Here is a 16,443-nt window from a genome sequence, read left to right as displayed (position 1 = left end):
AAAATAATGCATCTATCCAATAATTCTGGATAGATGCATGACTTAATCTTTGTCGCTTTATTTTGAATTTTGATAAAGCTGCATAAAGTTTTTATAAACTGAAGATTGTTTTTGTGGACTATACATATTGCGTTCAATCGTTCCTTTATCTGTTTTGATTAAAACGTTTACATTTTGAGCATCTTTAAACTCTTGCAAGAATTTGCTTGGAATAATAAAGAATGTAGTTGAATGTTTAGGAACTAATCGGCTTACATTCGCTTTTTCAGTGGCTTGAGCGGGTTGATAATTAAATCGTTTCCCATCGATATCAAATATTAACTCGTTAATATCATAAAAGTTATAACTACTACTTAAATGAACATCTACGCGAAGCTGATCTTTTTGATTCTCGTTCCATTTAACGAGCATGCTAGGACATAATTCAGTTGGTAAACAGTTGAGCTGACCAGCTGTCTTTACTACTGTAGGAGCGGTTGCTTTATCTGTACCAAATTGTGTGGTGCTACAAGCCGTTGTCAGTAGACAAGAACTCAATAAGAGTAGAGATTTCTTCATCATATAAATTCCAAGACAGTATGTTTAATATTATTTATGTTAATGCCAATAAATTTTGGCATAAATTAACGAGTAGTTGGGCTTAAAAATAAAAAAGGTTTGGCAACTTTAAAGGAAGAAGTAGCATCACCTGCATAGATATGACTTTGATCGGGCCCTAAATCAAGTCTACGTGTTTTACCATCTTTAAAGTTAATCTTTTTTAAGTCGATCCAAAATACATTTGGGGATAGGGCAGATTCGAAAAAATAGAGCATCTGTTTATGATCGGCTACAGTTCGCCAACGAGTCGAAGAGATATTAGGTTCTTCTTGAGTATTTAGCCCATAGGGAACAGATGCATTTCGAATCACACTAAATACAGAGGCTTGAGCCTGTTTACTATCATCATTTTTAGGAATTGCATTAATATAAAATGATGCGCGTGCAAAGCGATCAGATGCTCGGTTTGTATCAGGAAGCATGATCGTTCCACCAATTTGTTTCCAATATTCGGCAAGTGCGAGTTGCTTATCGAAAGTAGGTGAGTTAGTCATGACTTGATAGTTACGACTATGGTGAATAGTCTGCTTTCCGTCAATATATTCAATAATTGCGCTATCACCTGTTTTGTCAGAAATAGATAAATGCAGAGTAGTAAGCCTTGATTCGCCTGGAACATTGTCGGTAACAATGGTGTAAGGTTCTTTTTCTAAGGCTTTGACAGCCTCATCTACAGTTGCAAAATTATCGAGTACATATTGTGCCCAAGCAGCAATGCTTAGTAATGGTTTATTAGTTTTTTTTACATCTGGATATTGAGATTCTACTAACCATAAAATATTGGCAACCAATCCAGCTTCATTCATGCCATCTGTTGTGGAAACTTCATAACCTGTAGCAATCACACTTCCATATTTAGATGTCCATTTTATTGAATTGGAACCTGCACTACCATCACGGGTAACCCCGCTTGGCATAATCCATAAATTTGTACCCGTATCAACTTTCCAGTCCATCGAACGAGCCGTAATAATATGTTGATTATTACCTAAATATACAGCACGTGTACAAGCAACAGTATAGCTACTTAAGCCTACCGCCAGTGCAACAAAAGAAGAGATGAATGTTTTTTTCAACATGATGGAATACCTTCTTGTTATAAGCATTAAAAATTTTTTATTAAATAAAATTAAAGTGTGTACGTTATTTATACTTTTATATTAGGTGAAAAATCTATTAAATACAAATCAAAAGGAGAGTAAAATTTAATCAAAAAATCACAAATTAGTTTTAAAGATGGAAGAGCATCACACTATAAATGTAATGCTCAAATGATAGGATTAATATAAATTAGAAATGATTAGCATCAGCCATATTCCACATACGATAATAGAAATTATCATCGTCATTATTAAGTTCAGATTGTAAAAGTTCACCTTCTTTTAAGAAAAAATGCAATTGAGCATAGTTCTTAATTTCACGATCATTTACTCGCTGAGCCAAATGATGGGCCTTAATATCCGAAGGATGGCGTAAACCAGCCGCAGCAATCATTTCTGACAAAGCATGCAAGGTATTTTTATGAAAGTTAAATACCCGTTCTGATTTGGTTGGTACATCAATTGCTTTTTGGCGGTCTTTATCTTGGGTTGCAACACCTACAGGGCATTGGTTAGTGTGACAGCTTTGTGCCTGAATACATCCAACAGCAAACATGAAACCACGTGCTGAGTTAACCCAATCTGCACCTAGTGCAAAAGTACTGGCAATATCAAATGCACTAATGATTTTACCACTAGCACCAATCTTAACTTGATCTCTTAGCCCTGCACCGACAAGTGTGTTATGGACAAAGCGTAAGCCTTCACGTAATGGTGTACCAATATTATCGCTAAACTCAATTGGCGCTGCACCTGTACCGCCTTCAGAACCGTCAACCACAATAAAGTCAGGAACAATTTTTGTTTCAAGCATTGCTTTAACAATACTCATAAATTGCCAAGGCTGACCAATACACAGTTTAAAACCAACTGGTTTACCGCCAGATAATGTGCGCAACTTCTGTAAGAAATGCATCATTTCAATTGGGGTAGAAAAACTAGAGTGCTTTGCAGGAGAAATACAGTCATGATCGCGCGAAACGCCGCGGATTTCGGCAATTTCTGCGGTAATTTTATGTTTAGGTAAAATACCGCCATGGCCCGGTTTTGCACCTTGGGAAAGCTTCAGTTCAATCATTTTGATCTGTGGTAATTGGGATTGTTTGGCAAACTTTTGCTCGTCAAATTTCCCATCTACGGTACGGCATCCAAAATAACCACTGGCAATTTGCCAAACAATATCACCGCCATTTTCTAGATGATAAGGGCTTAAACTACCTTCGCCAGTATCATGATAAAACCCACCTAACTGCGCACCTTTATTTAATGCGCGGATTGCATTTGCACTTAAACTACCAAAGCTCATGGCAGAAATGTTCATGATTGATGCGCTATAAGGTTGAAGGCATTGTGCATTACCAACCTGAATACGAAAGCTCTTTGGATCTGCTGGCGGGCAAGGGCTTATTGAGTGGACAATAAAGCGATAGTTTTCTTGATAAACGTCAATGATTGAACCAAAAGGCTTATCTGCATTTTCATTCTTAGCGCGTTGATAAACTAGACTTCTTTGCATACGCGAAAAAGGTAGGGCATCTTGATCCGCTTCAATAAAGTATTGACGAATTTCTGGGCGTATATCTTCAAACAAAAAACGGAAATGCCCCATAATTGGGTAGTTTCTTAAAATTGAATGTTTATTCTGCAAAACATCATAAAGGCCTAATAAGCTTAGTGCACCCGTGAGTACCCATAAACCGTTAAGTAGAGTATCTGAAATAAAATAATAGATACTATGAGGGGTATATACAGTGCGAAACCATGTAATGCTGAGTGCAGTAAAAATACATAAGAACCAGAGAGAATGGCGTGAAAAAAATGTATTGAGAAATTTATATCGAATGATTTGTGCTGGACTCGCCATATTGGAACAAATTCCTAATGTTTTACTGGCACATACCTTGCCAAGAAGCGAGTAAAACTACAAGTATGGAATTGTTAGTTTTAGGGGACAAGAAAGAGTACATTTAAAGGCTCGCTTGATTTAAAAATATATTTTTAAATAGAAAGTATTTTGACTATAAATAATATTTAATCTGAAGATTTTAGCATTAAGATAAATTATAAAATTAATGGATTTTATAAATGTTTAGTTGTACTGAAAAATATATTTTGTTAAATCAATTTATAAAAAACTATATATAAACTAAATGTAAATTTAGATTTATTTAAAAATAAGAGAATTATTTGAATGTTATTTTGTGTTTTGGAATACTTAATACTGCGCTATTTAATTGTTGTTTGCTAATATAAATAAATTGAAATAATATTTTTTATAGACATTACTACAACTATATAAGATTCTAAAAATTATTTAAGGACTGAAATGAATTGGAAATTATTAATATGCTCTATTCTTCTAACGGGAGTCTTTTTCTTAACTTTAATGTTCTATTTAGGTTTTGATTTAGATACTTTTAAAAAAGTCGTTCTAATACAAAGTTTGTTAGTAGCTGCGGCTATCATCTTAGTAGCTGCGGCTATCATCTTTGACTCTATGGAACGAAAGGATAATCCTATCTTTCCAAGATATATCATTTATCCCTTACTGGGTATTTTATTTGTTTTAGGGGTTACGCCTATTCTAGATTTTTTTGCTGAAAGATCCAAAGGATTTCATAGTTGGGATATTAGAAATATGTTTGTGATCAACTCTGGCAGTGCAGACTATCATTTTAGGAAACTGGCTTGGTATGGCAAAGCCTATATACAATTAGGTTTTGCTATAGTGGGTGGATTTCTCGGCTTGTTTTTTCATTTAATTTTTAGAAATAGTTAAGCTAATGCTACCTTCTTATGGTAGGTGAAAAGTTGTTTTAATTACTGAAAATTCTTAAAAAATCCTAGAACTGTTATAAGTTACTTAGATTTCTTATTCATAAAATATTGTTTTCTTATTCATTTAAAATATATAGAACAATCAGTAGTTTAGTTTTTGTTCTTGTTTTTTTGACCAAAGGTTAAAAAATTATAAATTACTAAAAGTGATGGTAAATTTTAACTAATGAAAAGCTATAATTTTTTTAGTAAAACTAATAAAAACTGAATAAAAGTATCGAAAATTCATATAAAAAGTGTAATAAACCATAAAAATTTTTCTAATTGAGAAATTCATCAGAAGTTGAACTATTAATTGATATTTAAAATGAAACTTATGTTAGTGTTTTTGTTGTTTTTTTGTATTATGCGCGGTCAGTAGAGTAAAAAAATAATGCTTTGAAAAAACAATCAGAAAAGCTAGTGATTGTGTTGGGGAAGGCTAGTTTTTACATCTATTAATTTTATTGGCGTAATGTAAAAAAGGTTTTTAACCATGAAAAAGTCTCTCATTTGTTTATCAGCAATTGCTATGGGTTTAATGTCTATCAATGCCGCAAATGCTGCAACTGCAACAGGCACCTTGACTGTTAAAGCAACAATTACGAATAGTTGTGTATTGAATACTTCAGCTACAGGTACAACAGCAAATGCAGTTTTAGATTTCGGTACTTTAAGTTCTCTTGCTAGCAACGTGGATGCAGACACCACAACAACGGGTGGTACTGCAATTAAAGTTTTATGTAACAACACTGTGCCATGGACTTTGGCTTTTGATGCTGGCAAAAATGCTCAAACGACTCAACGTCGTATGATTGGTGGCGCAACAAGCAACGAATATATCCCTTACAACCTCTTCTCTGACACTAATCGTGCAACAGCGATTGGTATTGCAACAACTGCATATAGCGGTACTGGTACTGGTGCGCCACAAGCAGTTAACGTATATGGCCGTATCCCTGCTGGGACGACTTTACCAAGCGCAGGTAGCTATGTTGACACCGTAACTGTAACAGTGACTTATTAATTTTTAATAAGTTTTATTGTGTCATTGCTAGCTCTTGATTGAGAGAGCTAGCCTAATTTGAGAAAAGTAGTTCTGGGCAAATCATGAGAAAAAATATCTTTGTTATTACAAGTTTATTGTTATTTTTGCCTAGTATGCTGAACGCTGCATCAATTCGTCTTTCGCCTGTAAGTGTTGAAATATTAAATGATCAATCGGCGTCCTCAATTAGCCTATATAACCAGTCAAATGAAAGCACTGATTTGCAGGTACGTGTATTTGAATGGCGCCAAAATGCTGGGCAAGATCAACTCATACCTACAGATGAGATTGCGGTTAGCCCCCCGTTTTTAAAATTACAACCTAATGATTCTTATAACTTACGTGTAGTTAGAATTAATCCAGCACCAGTTTCTGGTGAGCAAACATACCGTATTATTATTGATGAACTACCGAAACCGATTGATAACCGTAAAGCTGATCAAGGGATTAACGTACTACTACGTTCGTCATTGCCTTTATTTGTCGTAAATAAAGATGCAATTACTAAACTTACGTGGTCAATACAACAAGAACAAAATAATTCTTCTCTTATGATTAGCAATGTTGGCAATCGACACGCACTTTTAAATAATTTAACACTTGTTGATGTAACAGAAAATAAAAGCTATGCCATTAAAGTAAATACGGTGAATGGTTATATTCTTGCTGGCAAAGCAAAAAATTTTAATATTAGCCCTGATTTTAAATTTCAAGCGGATCATAAATATAATATTTCATTGAATATTAACGGTAAGCAAACATCTCTTTAAAGAGGCACATATGAAATATCTCGTAAGTGCCTTATGTGTTATGTACTTGCCGATTCATGCTTTTGCTGAATCATTGCAAGATAACACCAATATTGCTTTACCAAGTATTCCGGAAGTTACAAGCTCTTCTCATCAGGTGTTTAGTTCTGATAAGGCATATACACAGCTTTTCTTAAAGATTTCTATTAACTCGGATATTTCAACAGATTTAATATCGGTACGCCAAGATCAAGATGGAAAGCTATATATTCGTGCTCGTGACTTAAAAGTTTTAAGGGTAAAAATGGATGAACACACTCCAGATAGCCAATGGGTGTGTATTAATGAGCTAAAAGGAATCCAGTTTAGATATCTAGAGAATGAACAATCTCTAAACTTACAAGTTCCTTCAAGCATGTTGACGGATTATTCAGTTGACTTAAATGGTCAACAGCTCACAAGCCCTCATTTACTCAAAATGAAACCCTTAAACGCTGCCATTCTGAACTATAGCCTCTACCACACCCTGACCAATGACGAGAATGTCTTCTCTGGTTCGGCAGAAGGGATCTTTAATAGCGCAATCGGTAACTTTTCATCAGGCATTTTATACAACGGCAGTAATGAAAATAGTTATAGCCATGAAAAGTGGGTACGTCTGGAAAGTAAGTGGCAATATGTCGACCCTGAAAAGGTCAGGATATATACCTTAGGAGACTTTATTTCCAATAGTTCGGATTGGGGAAATAGCGTACGTCTGGCAGGTTTTCAGTGGTCGAGTGCCTACACTCAACGAGGTGATATTGTCACTTCGGCACTACCGCAATTTTCTGGCTCGGCTGCATTACCTTCGACTTTAGATTTATATGTCAACCAGCAAAAAATTTATTCAGGATTAGTGCCTTCAGGGCCGTTTGACGTTAAACAGCTCCCGTTTATTTCCGGAAATGAAGTCACACTTGTGACCACCGATGCAACGGGTCAGCAGAGCATTACCAAACAGGCTTACTATTTTTCATCTAAAATTTTAGCCAAAGGCATCAATGAATTTTCAGTAGATGTCGGGGTTCCACGTTATAACTTTGGACTGTATTCAAACGATTATGATGATGCCACCTTCGCTTCGGGTGCGATTCGATACGGTTATAGTAACTCACTGACCTTAAGCGGTGGTGCAGAAGCTTCAACGGATGGGCTATCAAATCTGGGCACTGGCTTTGCCAAGAATCTGTTTGGTATTGGGGTGGTCAATGCTGACATTGCAGCGAGCCAGTATAAAGATGAAAACGGCTATTCTGCCTTAATTGGTGTAGAGGGGCGGATTAGCAAGAATATTTCGTTTAATACCAGTTACCGCAAGGTATTTGATAACTACTTTGACCTTGCCCGTGTATCTCAAATTCGATATTTAAAAGACAACCAGACCGACGCTGAACCCAAAAACTATCTGAGCTACAGTGCGTTGGCAGATGAGATTTTTAGGGCTGGAATTAACTATAATTTTTATGAGGGGTATGGGGCTTATCTGGGCTATAACCAGATCAAATTTAGCGACAATTCTTATAAGTTATTGTCTGCCAATTTAAGTGGAAGCCTGAACAAGAACTGGGGATTTTATACCTCAGCGTATAAAGATTATGAAAACCACAAAGACTATGGTATTTACTTTGCGCTGCGTTATACACCATCTACCCGGGTTAATGCGATTACAAGTGTATCTAGTGAAAGTGGAAAAACAACGTATAGACAAGAAATAAATGGATTTAGTGACCCACAAATCGGTGCATTTGGATGGGGAGGTTATGTTGAGCGCGATCAGGATGCCAATCAAAACAATGCATCGGTGTATGCCTCTTACCGTGCCCGTGCTGCTTACCTGACAGGGCGATATAACCGAATTGGAGATAACGACCAAGTTGCAGTTTCAGCGACGGGATCATTGGTTGCGGCAGCTGGACGAATTTTTGCGGCCAATGAAATTGGAGATGGCTATGCGATCGTGACTAATGCTGGACCGCAAAGCCAAATTCTAAATGGTGGAGTCAATTTAGGAGCGACTGATCGAACTGGTCGATTCTTAATTTCAAATTTAAGACCCTATCAGCTTCATCATATCTATCTTGATCCATCATATTTACCTTTAGAATGGGATGTTACATCAACTAACCAAACAGCATTTGTAGGTTATCGCCAAGGCACTCTGGTTGACTTTGGTGCTCATCAAGTCATTTCTGGACTGGTAAAACTTGTTGATCAGAACAACTCATCTTTATTGCCGGGTTATACAGTTCGAATTAATGGCCAAGAAGATGGAGTACTGGGTTACGACGGTGAAGTATTTATTGCAAATCTATTAAAACAAAACAAACTTGAAGTCGATCTTCTGGATCATGGTTCATGCCAAGTTAATTTTGCGTATGAAAATAATCAATACAGTGCTAAAAAATTGGGGCCTTATGTATGTCAATAACTACTGCGAGCCATAGTTTTTGGATGAATAGTAAAAAGTTTTCATTGGCCATAAAGTATATTTTAGCACCTGTTCTGTTTTTTATATTATATGCATTTTTTAGCTCTGCACATGCGGCTTGTACGGTAACTGGAACCACTAATAGTACGTATACCTATACGGCTGCCACCATTAATAGTGATGCAAACATCAACTTTTCTGGCACGATTAGCTGTCTTGGTGGACGTACTACTCCTGAAATTTCAGCTTATATGTGTATGAAAACCGTATTTACGGGAACCACAAACACCAATAACAGTGTTTCATTGCCTTATACGGTCACTGCAACTGTAGGTGGCGCAGGTTCTTCTAGCACAAATCAGACCTCAAATGTTTGGTCTGGACCAGTGAGAACAGTCGCTTCAAATAATATTATTAATTACTCTGTAAATGTAAAAGTTCCAGCCCGCACTGGTTCTCTTATTGCGTACCCTAAAGGTACATATACTGGTACGGTTCAGCTTTTCTGGGATATGCAGGCAAGCTCTAGCACTGTTTGTGAAGGAAATAGTGGAGGCGGGTGGGACTCAGGTAATGCCACTATAACTGCTAATTATGTTATGCCAAGTTTGTGTCAATTAGATTCAACTTCAAATGTAGATTTCGGCAATATTAATGATATTGGCACAGCCACTCGTGATTACACAGCACAAGGCGCAGTGAATACGACTTGTAACAATGGAACACCATATAGCATTTATTTGGGGGATGGAAATAACCGTATTGTTGGCAGTTTTAGACGTATGACAAATGGTAGTAGTCAATACATTCCTTATCAGCTATATCAGAACTCGACTTATAGTACGGTATGGAACACAACTGGTGGTGTAACCGCAATTGGAGGCGCTGGGGGCGTATCTAAGACGGGATCGGGGAATGCTCAAAGTACAAATGTCTATGGAAAAATTCCGCAGGGTACAACTATTTCAACGACTCCAGGTAACTACTCAGACACTATAGTTGTTACAGTCACTTATTAATGATCTCTTGGAAGTTGATATTGAGTAAGTTTCTGGAGTTGGATTGGTAATGCAAATACCCAAGAGTTTTAGATTTGATATTTAAGCTAAGCTTAATTTGAACATTTAAAGAAAAGATAGATGTAAAAAGGTGATTAACGGTAATGTTGTTTTAGAATAAGTAAAAACAGAAAAAGACAAATTAAAAAAATAAGAAAAAACATCTGATGAATAAATACCTTATGAATATTAAATGTATTTTTACACAAGTTAACACATTGTACAAATTAAATTACAGTTCTCTTATCTTTATTTAATCTTTCTTATCAATAAAAAAAGATTTTAAGGGCAAAACTGGTTATTAATAAATTATTTATTTGTATTGGAAAACAAAGTGTTAAAATTGTAGGGTTAGGGTGTTTTGATATATACAACTATCTCGAATTTTAACCTATTGAAAATACCAAGGTTTACAACTTGTTCCAACCACTTACAATCCAAACTAGACTCGGTGGATTCTACTTCTTCTGCTATTGCTGAAGAACTTTTAGATACCGATGGGAACTGTGATACTGGCTTTACAACACCACTTTTATAACGTGCTTTAAATTTACTGAATAACTAAGGTAAAGCAGGTTGGCGAAATCTTGCAGTAGATGGGATTCATGGATCAGCAACAATAAATGCCCTTAAAGTGTACTTGTCCAAACGTGGTAAAGAGGGTGAGAAAGATTCTGGTACGTGTTTAATATCATGCAAGGTCAACGCTATATTGAAATTTGTGAGCATAATCCACGACAAGAACAATTCTTCTATGGCTGGACCGCTGCTAACCGAGTTTCCTTATGAAGGTTCTAGTCTTACTGTGTATTCTGCTTTGAGAATGTACATTTCAAGGTAAAGATAGAGACATGATAAGTAAGTAATGAGTCCTGCGGGAAATAGGACTCATATAATACAGAAGATTTTAATATTTTTTATCTAAACTTATTTCTTGGTGGCTATTGCTGCTAAGAGAAGTCCTCCAGTTAAAGCAATATGTTCTAAAACAATTTGGAAATCTTGAGTTCTCTGTGGTTCAGCTAATTCCCAAAAGGGGTGTCCAACAGGAATACAAAGTAAAGTGAAAACGGCAAGTATTCCTGCACCTAACCATGTAAGTCCTGCAAAATTTGAAATAAGTAGAATTGATCCTACAAGTTGAACGGCTATAGTTGCAAAAGCAAATAATTGAGGAAGCGGTAGATTCGCTCCAATCATTTCATTAACAACAGCATCAAAGTTAAAAACACCAAAAATACCAGCAATTAAAAAAAATGAAGATAAAACTATTCTTCCAATAACTAATGCGTAATTACTTGCTAAAGCATTTTGAATTAAGGATGCCATAAGAAGGTAATTCCTGTTCAGGGTTGATGGTAATGATCGTTACCATCATACTTTTGTACATGGTAATGTCAATAGCCATGGCACGCCTTTTATTTTGTAGGAAAGAATTGTGATAAGTGAAAGTAGCAAAACCAAGCAAATTGATAATAAAAATCGCCTTATAATTCAGACAGTAGGTGATATGTTTCTGGAGCATGGTTATTCAAGAGTCTCTATTAATGCAATTATTTCTAAGATAGGCGGATCTAAAAGGGACCTATATGCTCAGTTTGGAGATAAAGAAGGGCTTTTTAGGAGTGTGATTGCTGATGTATGCCAGCAAGTACTTGATCCACTAAAAGCTTTGCCTATAGAAGGTGGTTCTATTGAGCAAGCTCTCACTTCTTTTGGAAGAATATTTTTATCAGTACTTTTATCTTCACGCGTAATTGCTTTACAGAAACTGGTACTTTCCGAAGCGACTCGTTATCCCGAGTTTGCAAAGACATTCGTACAATTAGGCCCAGTTAGCGCATATACTTTAGCCGCAGATCTTTTAATGAGAAGAGCTGAAGTTGGGGAGATAAAAGTTTCAAAACCGAAAGTCATGGGTGCTTTATTTTGCGATATGCTCATCTCAGATCTACAATTCAAAATTATATCTGGTGAAATAGTTTCTGATAGCCAAATAGATGAACGTGTTGAGATGGCGGTTTCAACTTTTCTAAATGGTATAAAAAACTAAAGCTCTCTTTAGAGGGTTTTTCTTATTTCTGTCAACAATAATTCATTTACGTTCTAATCGAAATGATAGAATTGCGACGATCAGTAATTTGATGAGTAGTTTCTGCTTAAAAAGCATGCAGTCTACAAATTTTTTTAAATTGATTGGAAATTAAATTTGTAGACTGATTTGTAGATTAGTGAAGTGCAAAATACAGCATATCAGTACAAATGGATGCAACTTTAATTATAATTAACTATTTGAAAATGCAAGATAAAGCAACTTAATGCAACCACTTACAATCCAGACTAGACTCGGCGGATTCTACTTTTTCTATTATTCCATTGTTGGCACATTCATGCCTTATTGGAATTTATATCTTCAAGATCAGGGGTTTAACTATCAAGAAATTGGTGTTTTATCATCAATTGCCATTGTAACGCGTTTTTTTGCGCCTTTAGTTTGGGGATGGATTGCTGACAAATCTGGTAAAAGAATGCTACTAGTACGTTTGGCGACTTGGATGGAATCATGTATATGGTTGGCTATTTTTATAGTTCCAAATACCTTTCAATCTATTGCTTTACTCATGCTTATTTTTAGCTTCTTTCAAAATGCTATTTTAGCTCAATTTGAAGGAGTTACTTTATTTTGGTTGGGTGATCAAAAAGCTAAACTCTATGGCAAAATTCGTAAGTGGGGATCTGTTGGATTCATTGTAGGCGTTTTCGTTATTGGTGCACTTCTAGAAATAGTACCTATTTCGATGCTTCCGATTTTATTATTAATTATTGCTTCATTGGCATTTATTTGGTCTTTCACAATTCGAGAACCGGATGGTGCACCTACCTCACAAAAGCAGTTGGAGCCTTTACTTCCTGTACTTAAACGCCCGACAGTAGCTGCATTTTTTATAATTGAATTTATTTTACTTTTTTCACATGCACCTTTTTATAGTTTTTATAGTAATTTTCTAAAATCTTTGAATTTTAGTACGACTGAAATTGGATTTTTATGGGCTATGGGTGTTTTTGCAGAAATTTTTATGTTTTCAATTGCTCCAAAGGTTTTTCAACGTTTTTCATGGCGTAGTTTGGTGATTGTATGTTTGCTAGTGACGAGTATACGTTGGATGTTAGTTGCACTATTTTCGCATTACTTTGTTGGTCAAATTTTTGCGCAGTGTTTGCATGCTTTTAGTTTTGGTCTATTTCACTTAATTGCAATGCGAGTTATTTTTCAAAATTTCTCGGCTGGACAACAAGGGCGTGGACAAGCTCTTTACAGCACCATGTGGGGGTTGGGTGTGGCTTTTGGTAGTGTTCTGGCTGGGCATTTTTGGAAAATTTTTTCCGGTGAGCTCATCTTTATGTGTGCCAGCTTGGTTGTGCTCTTAGGTTTATGCTTTGTAATGTGGCTTCCTAAACACATCGATTCTTCAACGGCATAAGCTTGAGATAATGTAAAACAAGGCATTTATATTGAAAAAAGCAAGTAAATATAAAATTGTTTGATGACTTGTTGTAGCACGTTACAGTTGAAAAATATTGTTTTTATATGGTTATGAACCCGTGATTTTGTCAAAAAATATGCTAACTTAACTTCATGCGTTTAATGATTAATAAATCTATGAAAAATATTTATATTATTGGATTATTGTGGGCTTGTTCTGGTTTAGCTGTGGCAGAAACGGCTACTCAACAGCCAGCCGAACAACCCGTTCGGACTGCAAGTAATCCTAATGCTATACGTATTGTTACGCGTCCTGAAATTATGGGATTATGGGGAATGGAAATTCCAAATAATAAGAAATGTGTGGAGTATTATAACTTCCGTAGTAGTAATGATGTAGTGATCAAAAGTGGTCAAGAATGGTCATATGGCTTATATGAATATCAACCGTCCGATGATCCTAAAGAGCAGTTAGCTGCTTTAGTGATGCAAATAAAATTTGATAATAATAAAATGGATTGTTCTGGTCAGAAACAAGATCAAACAGGTGATGTTTCTCAGTATTTTGTACAATGGAAAAATGATCATACGATCAACTTCTGTTCAACCGCTAAGGGTGAGCAGTGTTTTGCGACTTTGCGTAGAGTACTACCATAAAGTAATAGATATAAAAAAAGCCTCTTATTTATAAGAGGCTTTTTTATTATGCAGTTTCAGCTTTCTTCTTTTCTTCCAATTGCTTTAGCAAGTGTTTTTCAAGGTAATGGATGTCCATTGCTTGAGAGCAGAAGCTCTTATCTTGCAAAATAAGATCTTTATGCAGAGGAATATTGGTTTTAATTCCTGTAAGGATCATTTCATCTAAAGCTTGACGCATACGTGCAATTGACGTTTCACGGTCTTTACCATGAGAAATCAGTTTGGCAATCATAGAGTCATAGTAAGGTGGAATGCTATATTCTGGATAGATATGAGAGTCTAAACGAATACCAGCACCGCCTGGTGCATAGAAACTTTCGATTTTACCTGGTGAAGGTAAGAAAGTTGTTGGGTCTTCAGCATTGATACGACATTCGATTGCATGTCCTTGAACTTTGATATCTTCTTGTTGAAGTTCTAGTCCTAGGCCGCCTGCAATACGTAGCTGTTGTTCAATAATGTCAACACCAGTCACCATTTCAGTAACAGGGTGCTCTACCTGAACACGAGTGTTCATTTCGATAAAGAAGAATTCACCGTCTTCAAATAAAAATTCAAACGTACCAGCACCGCGATATTGCATTAACTGACATGCATGAACACATGCTTCTAGAATATCAGCTCGAGCTTGTTCTGGTAGATTTGGTGCAGGCGCTTCTTCTAGCACTTTTTGATGACGACGTTGTAATGAACAGTCGCGGTCATATAAATGAATCGCATGGCCATTACCATCACCAAGAATTTGAACTTCGACATGGCGAGGTTTCTGTAAAAAACGCTCCATGTAAACTGTATCGTCACCAAACCACATTTCTGCATCGCGTTGTGCTGCTTGAACTGATTCAAGTAGTGTATCTACACGCTCAACAATACGCATACCACGTCCGCCACCACCAGATGCCGCTTTAACAATAAGCGGGAAGCCGATTTCTTTAGCTTCTGCCAAGGCATTGTGGATGGTCACAGCATGGTCGCAACCAGGTACAGTAGGTACACCAGCTTTTTTCATGGCAACAATCGCAGAAACTTTATTCCCCATAAGGCGAATATGTTCTGGGCGAGGGCCAATAAAAGTAAAACCTGAACTTTCTACAATTTCAGCAAATTCAGCATTTTCTGAAAGAAAACCATAGCCGGGATGAATAGCATCGGCACCGGTAATTTCTGCAGCAGTAATAATTGCCGGGATATTTAAATAGCTATCACTACTTGCACCCGGACCAATACATACTGCTTCATCAACAAAACGTAAATGCATCAAGTCCTTATCGGCATCTGAATAGATCCCAACAGTCTTGATTCCTAATGTTTTGCAAGCCCGGGTAATTCGTAAAGCGATTTCACCACGGTTTGCAATTAAAACTTTTTGCAACATAGACGTCCCCGAGGTAATTACGCGCGATAACGGAATAAAGGTTGACCGAATTGGATAACATCACCATTTTTCACTAAAATTTCTTCAACCACGCCACTTTGAGTTGCTTCAATTGGGTTCATGATTTTCATTGCTTCAATAATACCCAAAGTTTCACCAGCAGATACAGTTTGGCCTACTTTAACAAATGGTGCTTCACCTGGGCTTGGAGCAGCGTAGAACACACCAACCATTGGAGAAGGTTCAACTGCTCCACGTGGTGTTTTTGCTACTGGTGCTTCTGCAACAGAAGCTGCCGGAAGTGCTACACCAGCCGCAGCAACGACTGGATTACGGCGAGTTAAAGCGATTGATTGATCACCTTCTTTAACTTCAATCGCTTGCAAGTCAGACTCAATCATTAAATCGATGAGTTTCTTAATTTTGCGGATATCCATGGGCGACTATTCCTAAACTAGTTTGGGTTAGATGGTTGAATTTTTTCAATAGCGTAATCGAGTGCAAAGCTATAGCCTTTTGCACCTAGACCACAAATCACGCCAATTGCTTTATCAGATAAATATGAATGATGTCTGAATGCTTCTCTTGCATGAACATTCGACAAATGTACTTCAATAAATGGAATGGCAACGCCGAGTAGGGCATCGCGTAGGGCAACGGAAGTATGGGTGAGGGCCGCAGGATTAATAATAATAAGTTTTACGCCTTCGGTTTGTGCCTGATGAATACGGTCAACAATGGCACCTTCCCAATTGCTTTGAAAAGTATCTAATGTAATTGAAGCGTTTTGAGCTTGGATAACGAGTTGTTGGTTAATATCACCTAATGTAAGATGACCATATACTTCTGGTTCGCGTTTTCCCAGCAAATTCAAATTCGGTCCATGAATCACCAAAATGGTCGAACTCATTCAGATTGCTCCAGCTCTAAAGTTGCAAATATCCTTTGCAAGATGTCTGCAAAGTTTGCTTATTATGGCATAGGTTTCTACAATTTTTTTATAATTTGTTTTAATTGTCGCAGAAAGGGTATACCAAATTCGG

The 16,443-nt window shown here is 36.6% G+C and carries 15 protein-coding genes and 1 pseudogene; 9 read left to right on the top strand and 7 right to left on the bottom strand.

Annotation, left to right across the window (positions count from 1 at the left end; genetic code table 11):
• Nucleotides 1-57 precede the first annotated feature (57 nt).
• The 3 genes from KTH84_RS04905 to KTH84_RS04895 all read right to left on the bottom strand — a co-directional run bounded on the left by KTH84_RS04905 (nucleotide 58) and on the right by KTH84_RS04895 (nucleotide 3,564).
• A complete protein-coding gene (locus tag KTH84_RS04905) occupies nucleotides 58-561 on the bottom strand; it encodes a hypothetical protein (protein WP_133972966.1) in 504 nt (167 codons plus the stop codon).
• Nucleotides 562-623: 62 nt separating this feature from the next.
• A complete protein-coding gene (locus KTH84_RS04900) occupies nucleotides 624-1,679 on the bottom strand; it encodes a linear amide C-N hydrolase (protein WP_262472251.1) in 1,056 nt (351 codons plus the stop codon).
• Nucleotides 1,680-1,890: 211 nt separating this feature from the next.
• Complete coding sequence (locus KTH84_RS04895) at nucleotides 1,891-3,564, bottom strand: FMN-binding glutamate synthase family protein (RefSeq protein WP_262472249.1); 1,674 nt, start codon at nucleotides 3,562-3,564, stop codon at nucleotides 1,891-1,893.
• A gap of 462 nt (nucleotides 3,565-4,026) precedes the next feature.
• Here KTH84_RS04895 and KTH84_RS04890 point away from each other — a divergent pair, with 462 nt between their 5' ends.
• The 6 genes and pseudogenes from KTH84_RS04890 to KTH84_RS04865 all read left to right on the top strand — a co-directional run.
• Nucleotides 4,027-4,479: a hypothetical protein gene (locus tag KTH84_RS04890; RefSeq protein WP_262472247.1), complete on the top strand. Its 453-nt coding sequence runs from the start codon at nucleotides 4,027-4,029 to the stop codon at nucleotides 4,477-4,479.
• A 534-nt stretch (nucleotides 4,480-5,013) separates the two neighbouring features.
• The gene (locus KTH84_RS04885; RefSeq protein WP_202741797.1) at nucleotides 5,014-5,544 is read left to right on the top strand and encodes a spore coat U domain-containing protein; all 531 of its coding nucleotides are present in this window, start codon (nucleotides 5,014-5,016) and stop codon (nucleotides 5,542-5,544) included.
• A gap of 83 nt (nucleotides 5,545-5,627) precedes the next feature.
• The gene (locus tag KTH84_RS04880; RefSeq protein ID WP_262472245.1) at nucleotides 5,628-6,335 is read left to right on the top strand and encodes a molecular chaperone; all 708 of its coding nucleotides are present in this window, start codon (nucleotides 5,628-5,630) and stop codon (nucleotides 6,333-6,335) included.
• A gap of 40 nt (nucleotides 6,336-6,375) precedes the next feature.
• A complete protein-coding gene (locus KTH84_RS04875; protein ID WP_262472487.1) occupies nucleotides 6,376-8,784 on the top strand; it encodes a fimbria/pilus outer membrane usher protein in 2,409 nt (802 codons plus the stop codon).
• A complete protein-coding gene (locus tag KTH84_RS04870; RefSeq protein WP_410374395.1) occupies nucleotides 8,775-9,803 on the top strand; it encodes a spore coat U domain-containing protein in 1,029 nt (342 codons plus the stop codon). Before KTH84_RS04875 ends, KTH84_RS04870 begins: the two co-directional genes overlap by 10 nt.
• A 490-nt stretch (nucleotides 9,804-10,293) precedes the next feature.
• Nucleotides 10,294-10,631 (top strand): annotated as a pseudogene (locus tag KTH84_RS04865) (putative peptidoglycan-binding domain-containing protein); the annotation flags it as partial.
• Between the two features lie 138 nt (nucleotides 10,632-10,769).
• Here KTH84_RS04865 and KTH84_RS04860 read toward each other — a convergent pair.
• Nucleotides 10,770-11,171: a DoxX family protein gene (locus KTH84_RS04860; RefSeq protein WP_262472243.1), complete on the bottom strand. Its 402-nt coding sequence runs from the start codon at nucleotides 11,169-11,171 to the stop codon at nucleotides 10,770-10,772.
• Nucleotides 11,172-11,280: 109 nt separating this feature from the next.
• Here KTH84_RS04860 and KTH84_RS04855 point away from each other — a divergent pair, with 109 nt between their 5' ends.
• The 3 genes from KTH84_RS04855 to KTH84_RS04845 all read left to right on the top strand — a co-directional run bounded on the left by KTH84_RS04855 (nucleotide 11,281) and on the right by KTH84_RS04845 (nucleotide 13,983).
• The gene (locus KTH84_RS04855; protein ID WP_133972979.1) at nucleotides 11,281-11,895 is read left to right on the top strand and encodes a TetR/AcrR family transcriptional regulator; all 615 of its coding nucleotides are present in this window, start codon (nucleotides 11,281-11,283) and stop codon (nucleotides 11,893-11,895) included.
• Nucleotides 11,896-12,160: 265 nt separating this feature from the next.
• Nucleotides 12,161-13,324 carry an MFS transporter gene (locus KTH84_RS04850; RefSeq protein WP_262472241.1) on the top strand — a complete coding sequence of 388 codons (1,164 nt, stop codon included), beginning with the start codon at nucleotides 12,161-12,163 and terminating at the stop codon, nucleotides 13,322-13,324.
• A gap of 155 nt (nucleotides 13,325-13,479) precedes the next feature.
• Nucleotides 13,480-13,983, top strand: a complete 504-nt coding sequence (locus KTH84_RS04845; RefSeq protein ID WP_003652266.1) for a hypothetical protein — start codon at nucleotides 13,480-13,482, stop codon at nucleotides 13,981-13,983.
• Nucleotides 13,984-14,029: 46 nt separating this feature from the next.
• Here the strand turns inward: KTH84_RS04845 and accC are convergent, their stop codons facing one another.
• The 3 genes from accC to aroQ are packed head-to-tail and all read right to left on the bottom strand — an operon-like array spanning nucleotide 14,030 to nucleotide 16,310.
• Nucleotides 14,030-15,400, bottom strand: coding sequence for an acetyl-CoA carboxylase biotin carboxylase subunit (gene accC / locus KTH84_RS04840; RefSeq protein ID WP_003652264.1), 1,371 nt, complete (start codon nucleotides 15,398-15,400; stop codon nucleotides 14,030-14,032).
• 17 nt (nucleotides 15,401-15,417) lie between these two features.
• Complete coding sequence (accB, locus tag KTH84_RS04835; protein WP_042893985.1) at nucleotides 15,418-15,837, bottom strand: acetyl-CoA carboxylase biotin carboxyl carrier protein; 420 nt, start codon at nucleotides 15,835-15,837, stop codon at nucleotides 15,418-15,420.
• Nucleotides 15,838-15,854: 17 nt separating this feature from the next.
• Nucleotides 15,855-16,310 carry a type II 3-dehydroquinate dehydratase gene (gene aroQ, locus KTH84_RS04830; protein WP_004791768.1) on the bottom strand — a complete coding sequence of 152 codons (456 nt, stop codon included), beginning with the start codon at nucleotides 16,308-16,310 and terminating at the stop codon, nucleotides 15,855-15,857.
• Nucleotides 16,311-16,443: the final 133 nt, after the last annotated feature.

This window comes from Acinetobacter sp. WU_MDCI_Abxb74, assembly GCF_025513915.1.
Classification (GTDB): Bacteria; Pseudomonadota; Gammaproteobacteria; order Pseudomonadales; family Moraxellaceae; genus Acinetobacter; species Acinetobacter calcoaceticus_C.
Note: the sequence above shows the minus strand (reverse complement) of the source record. Positions and strands in the feature narration are given on the sequence as shown.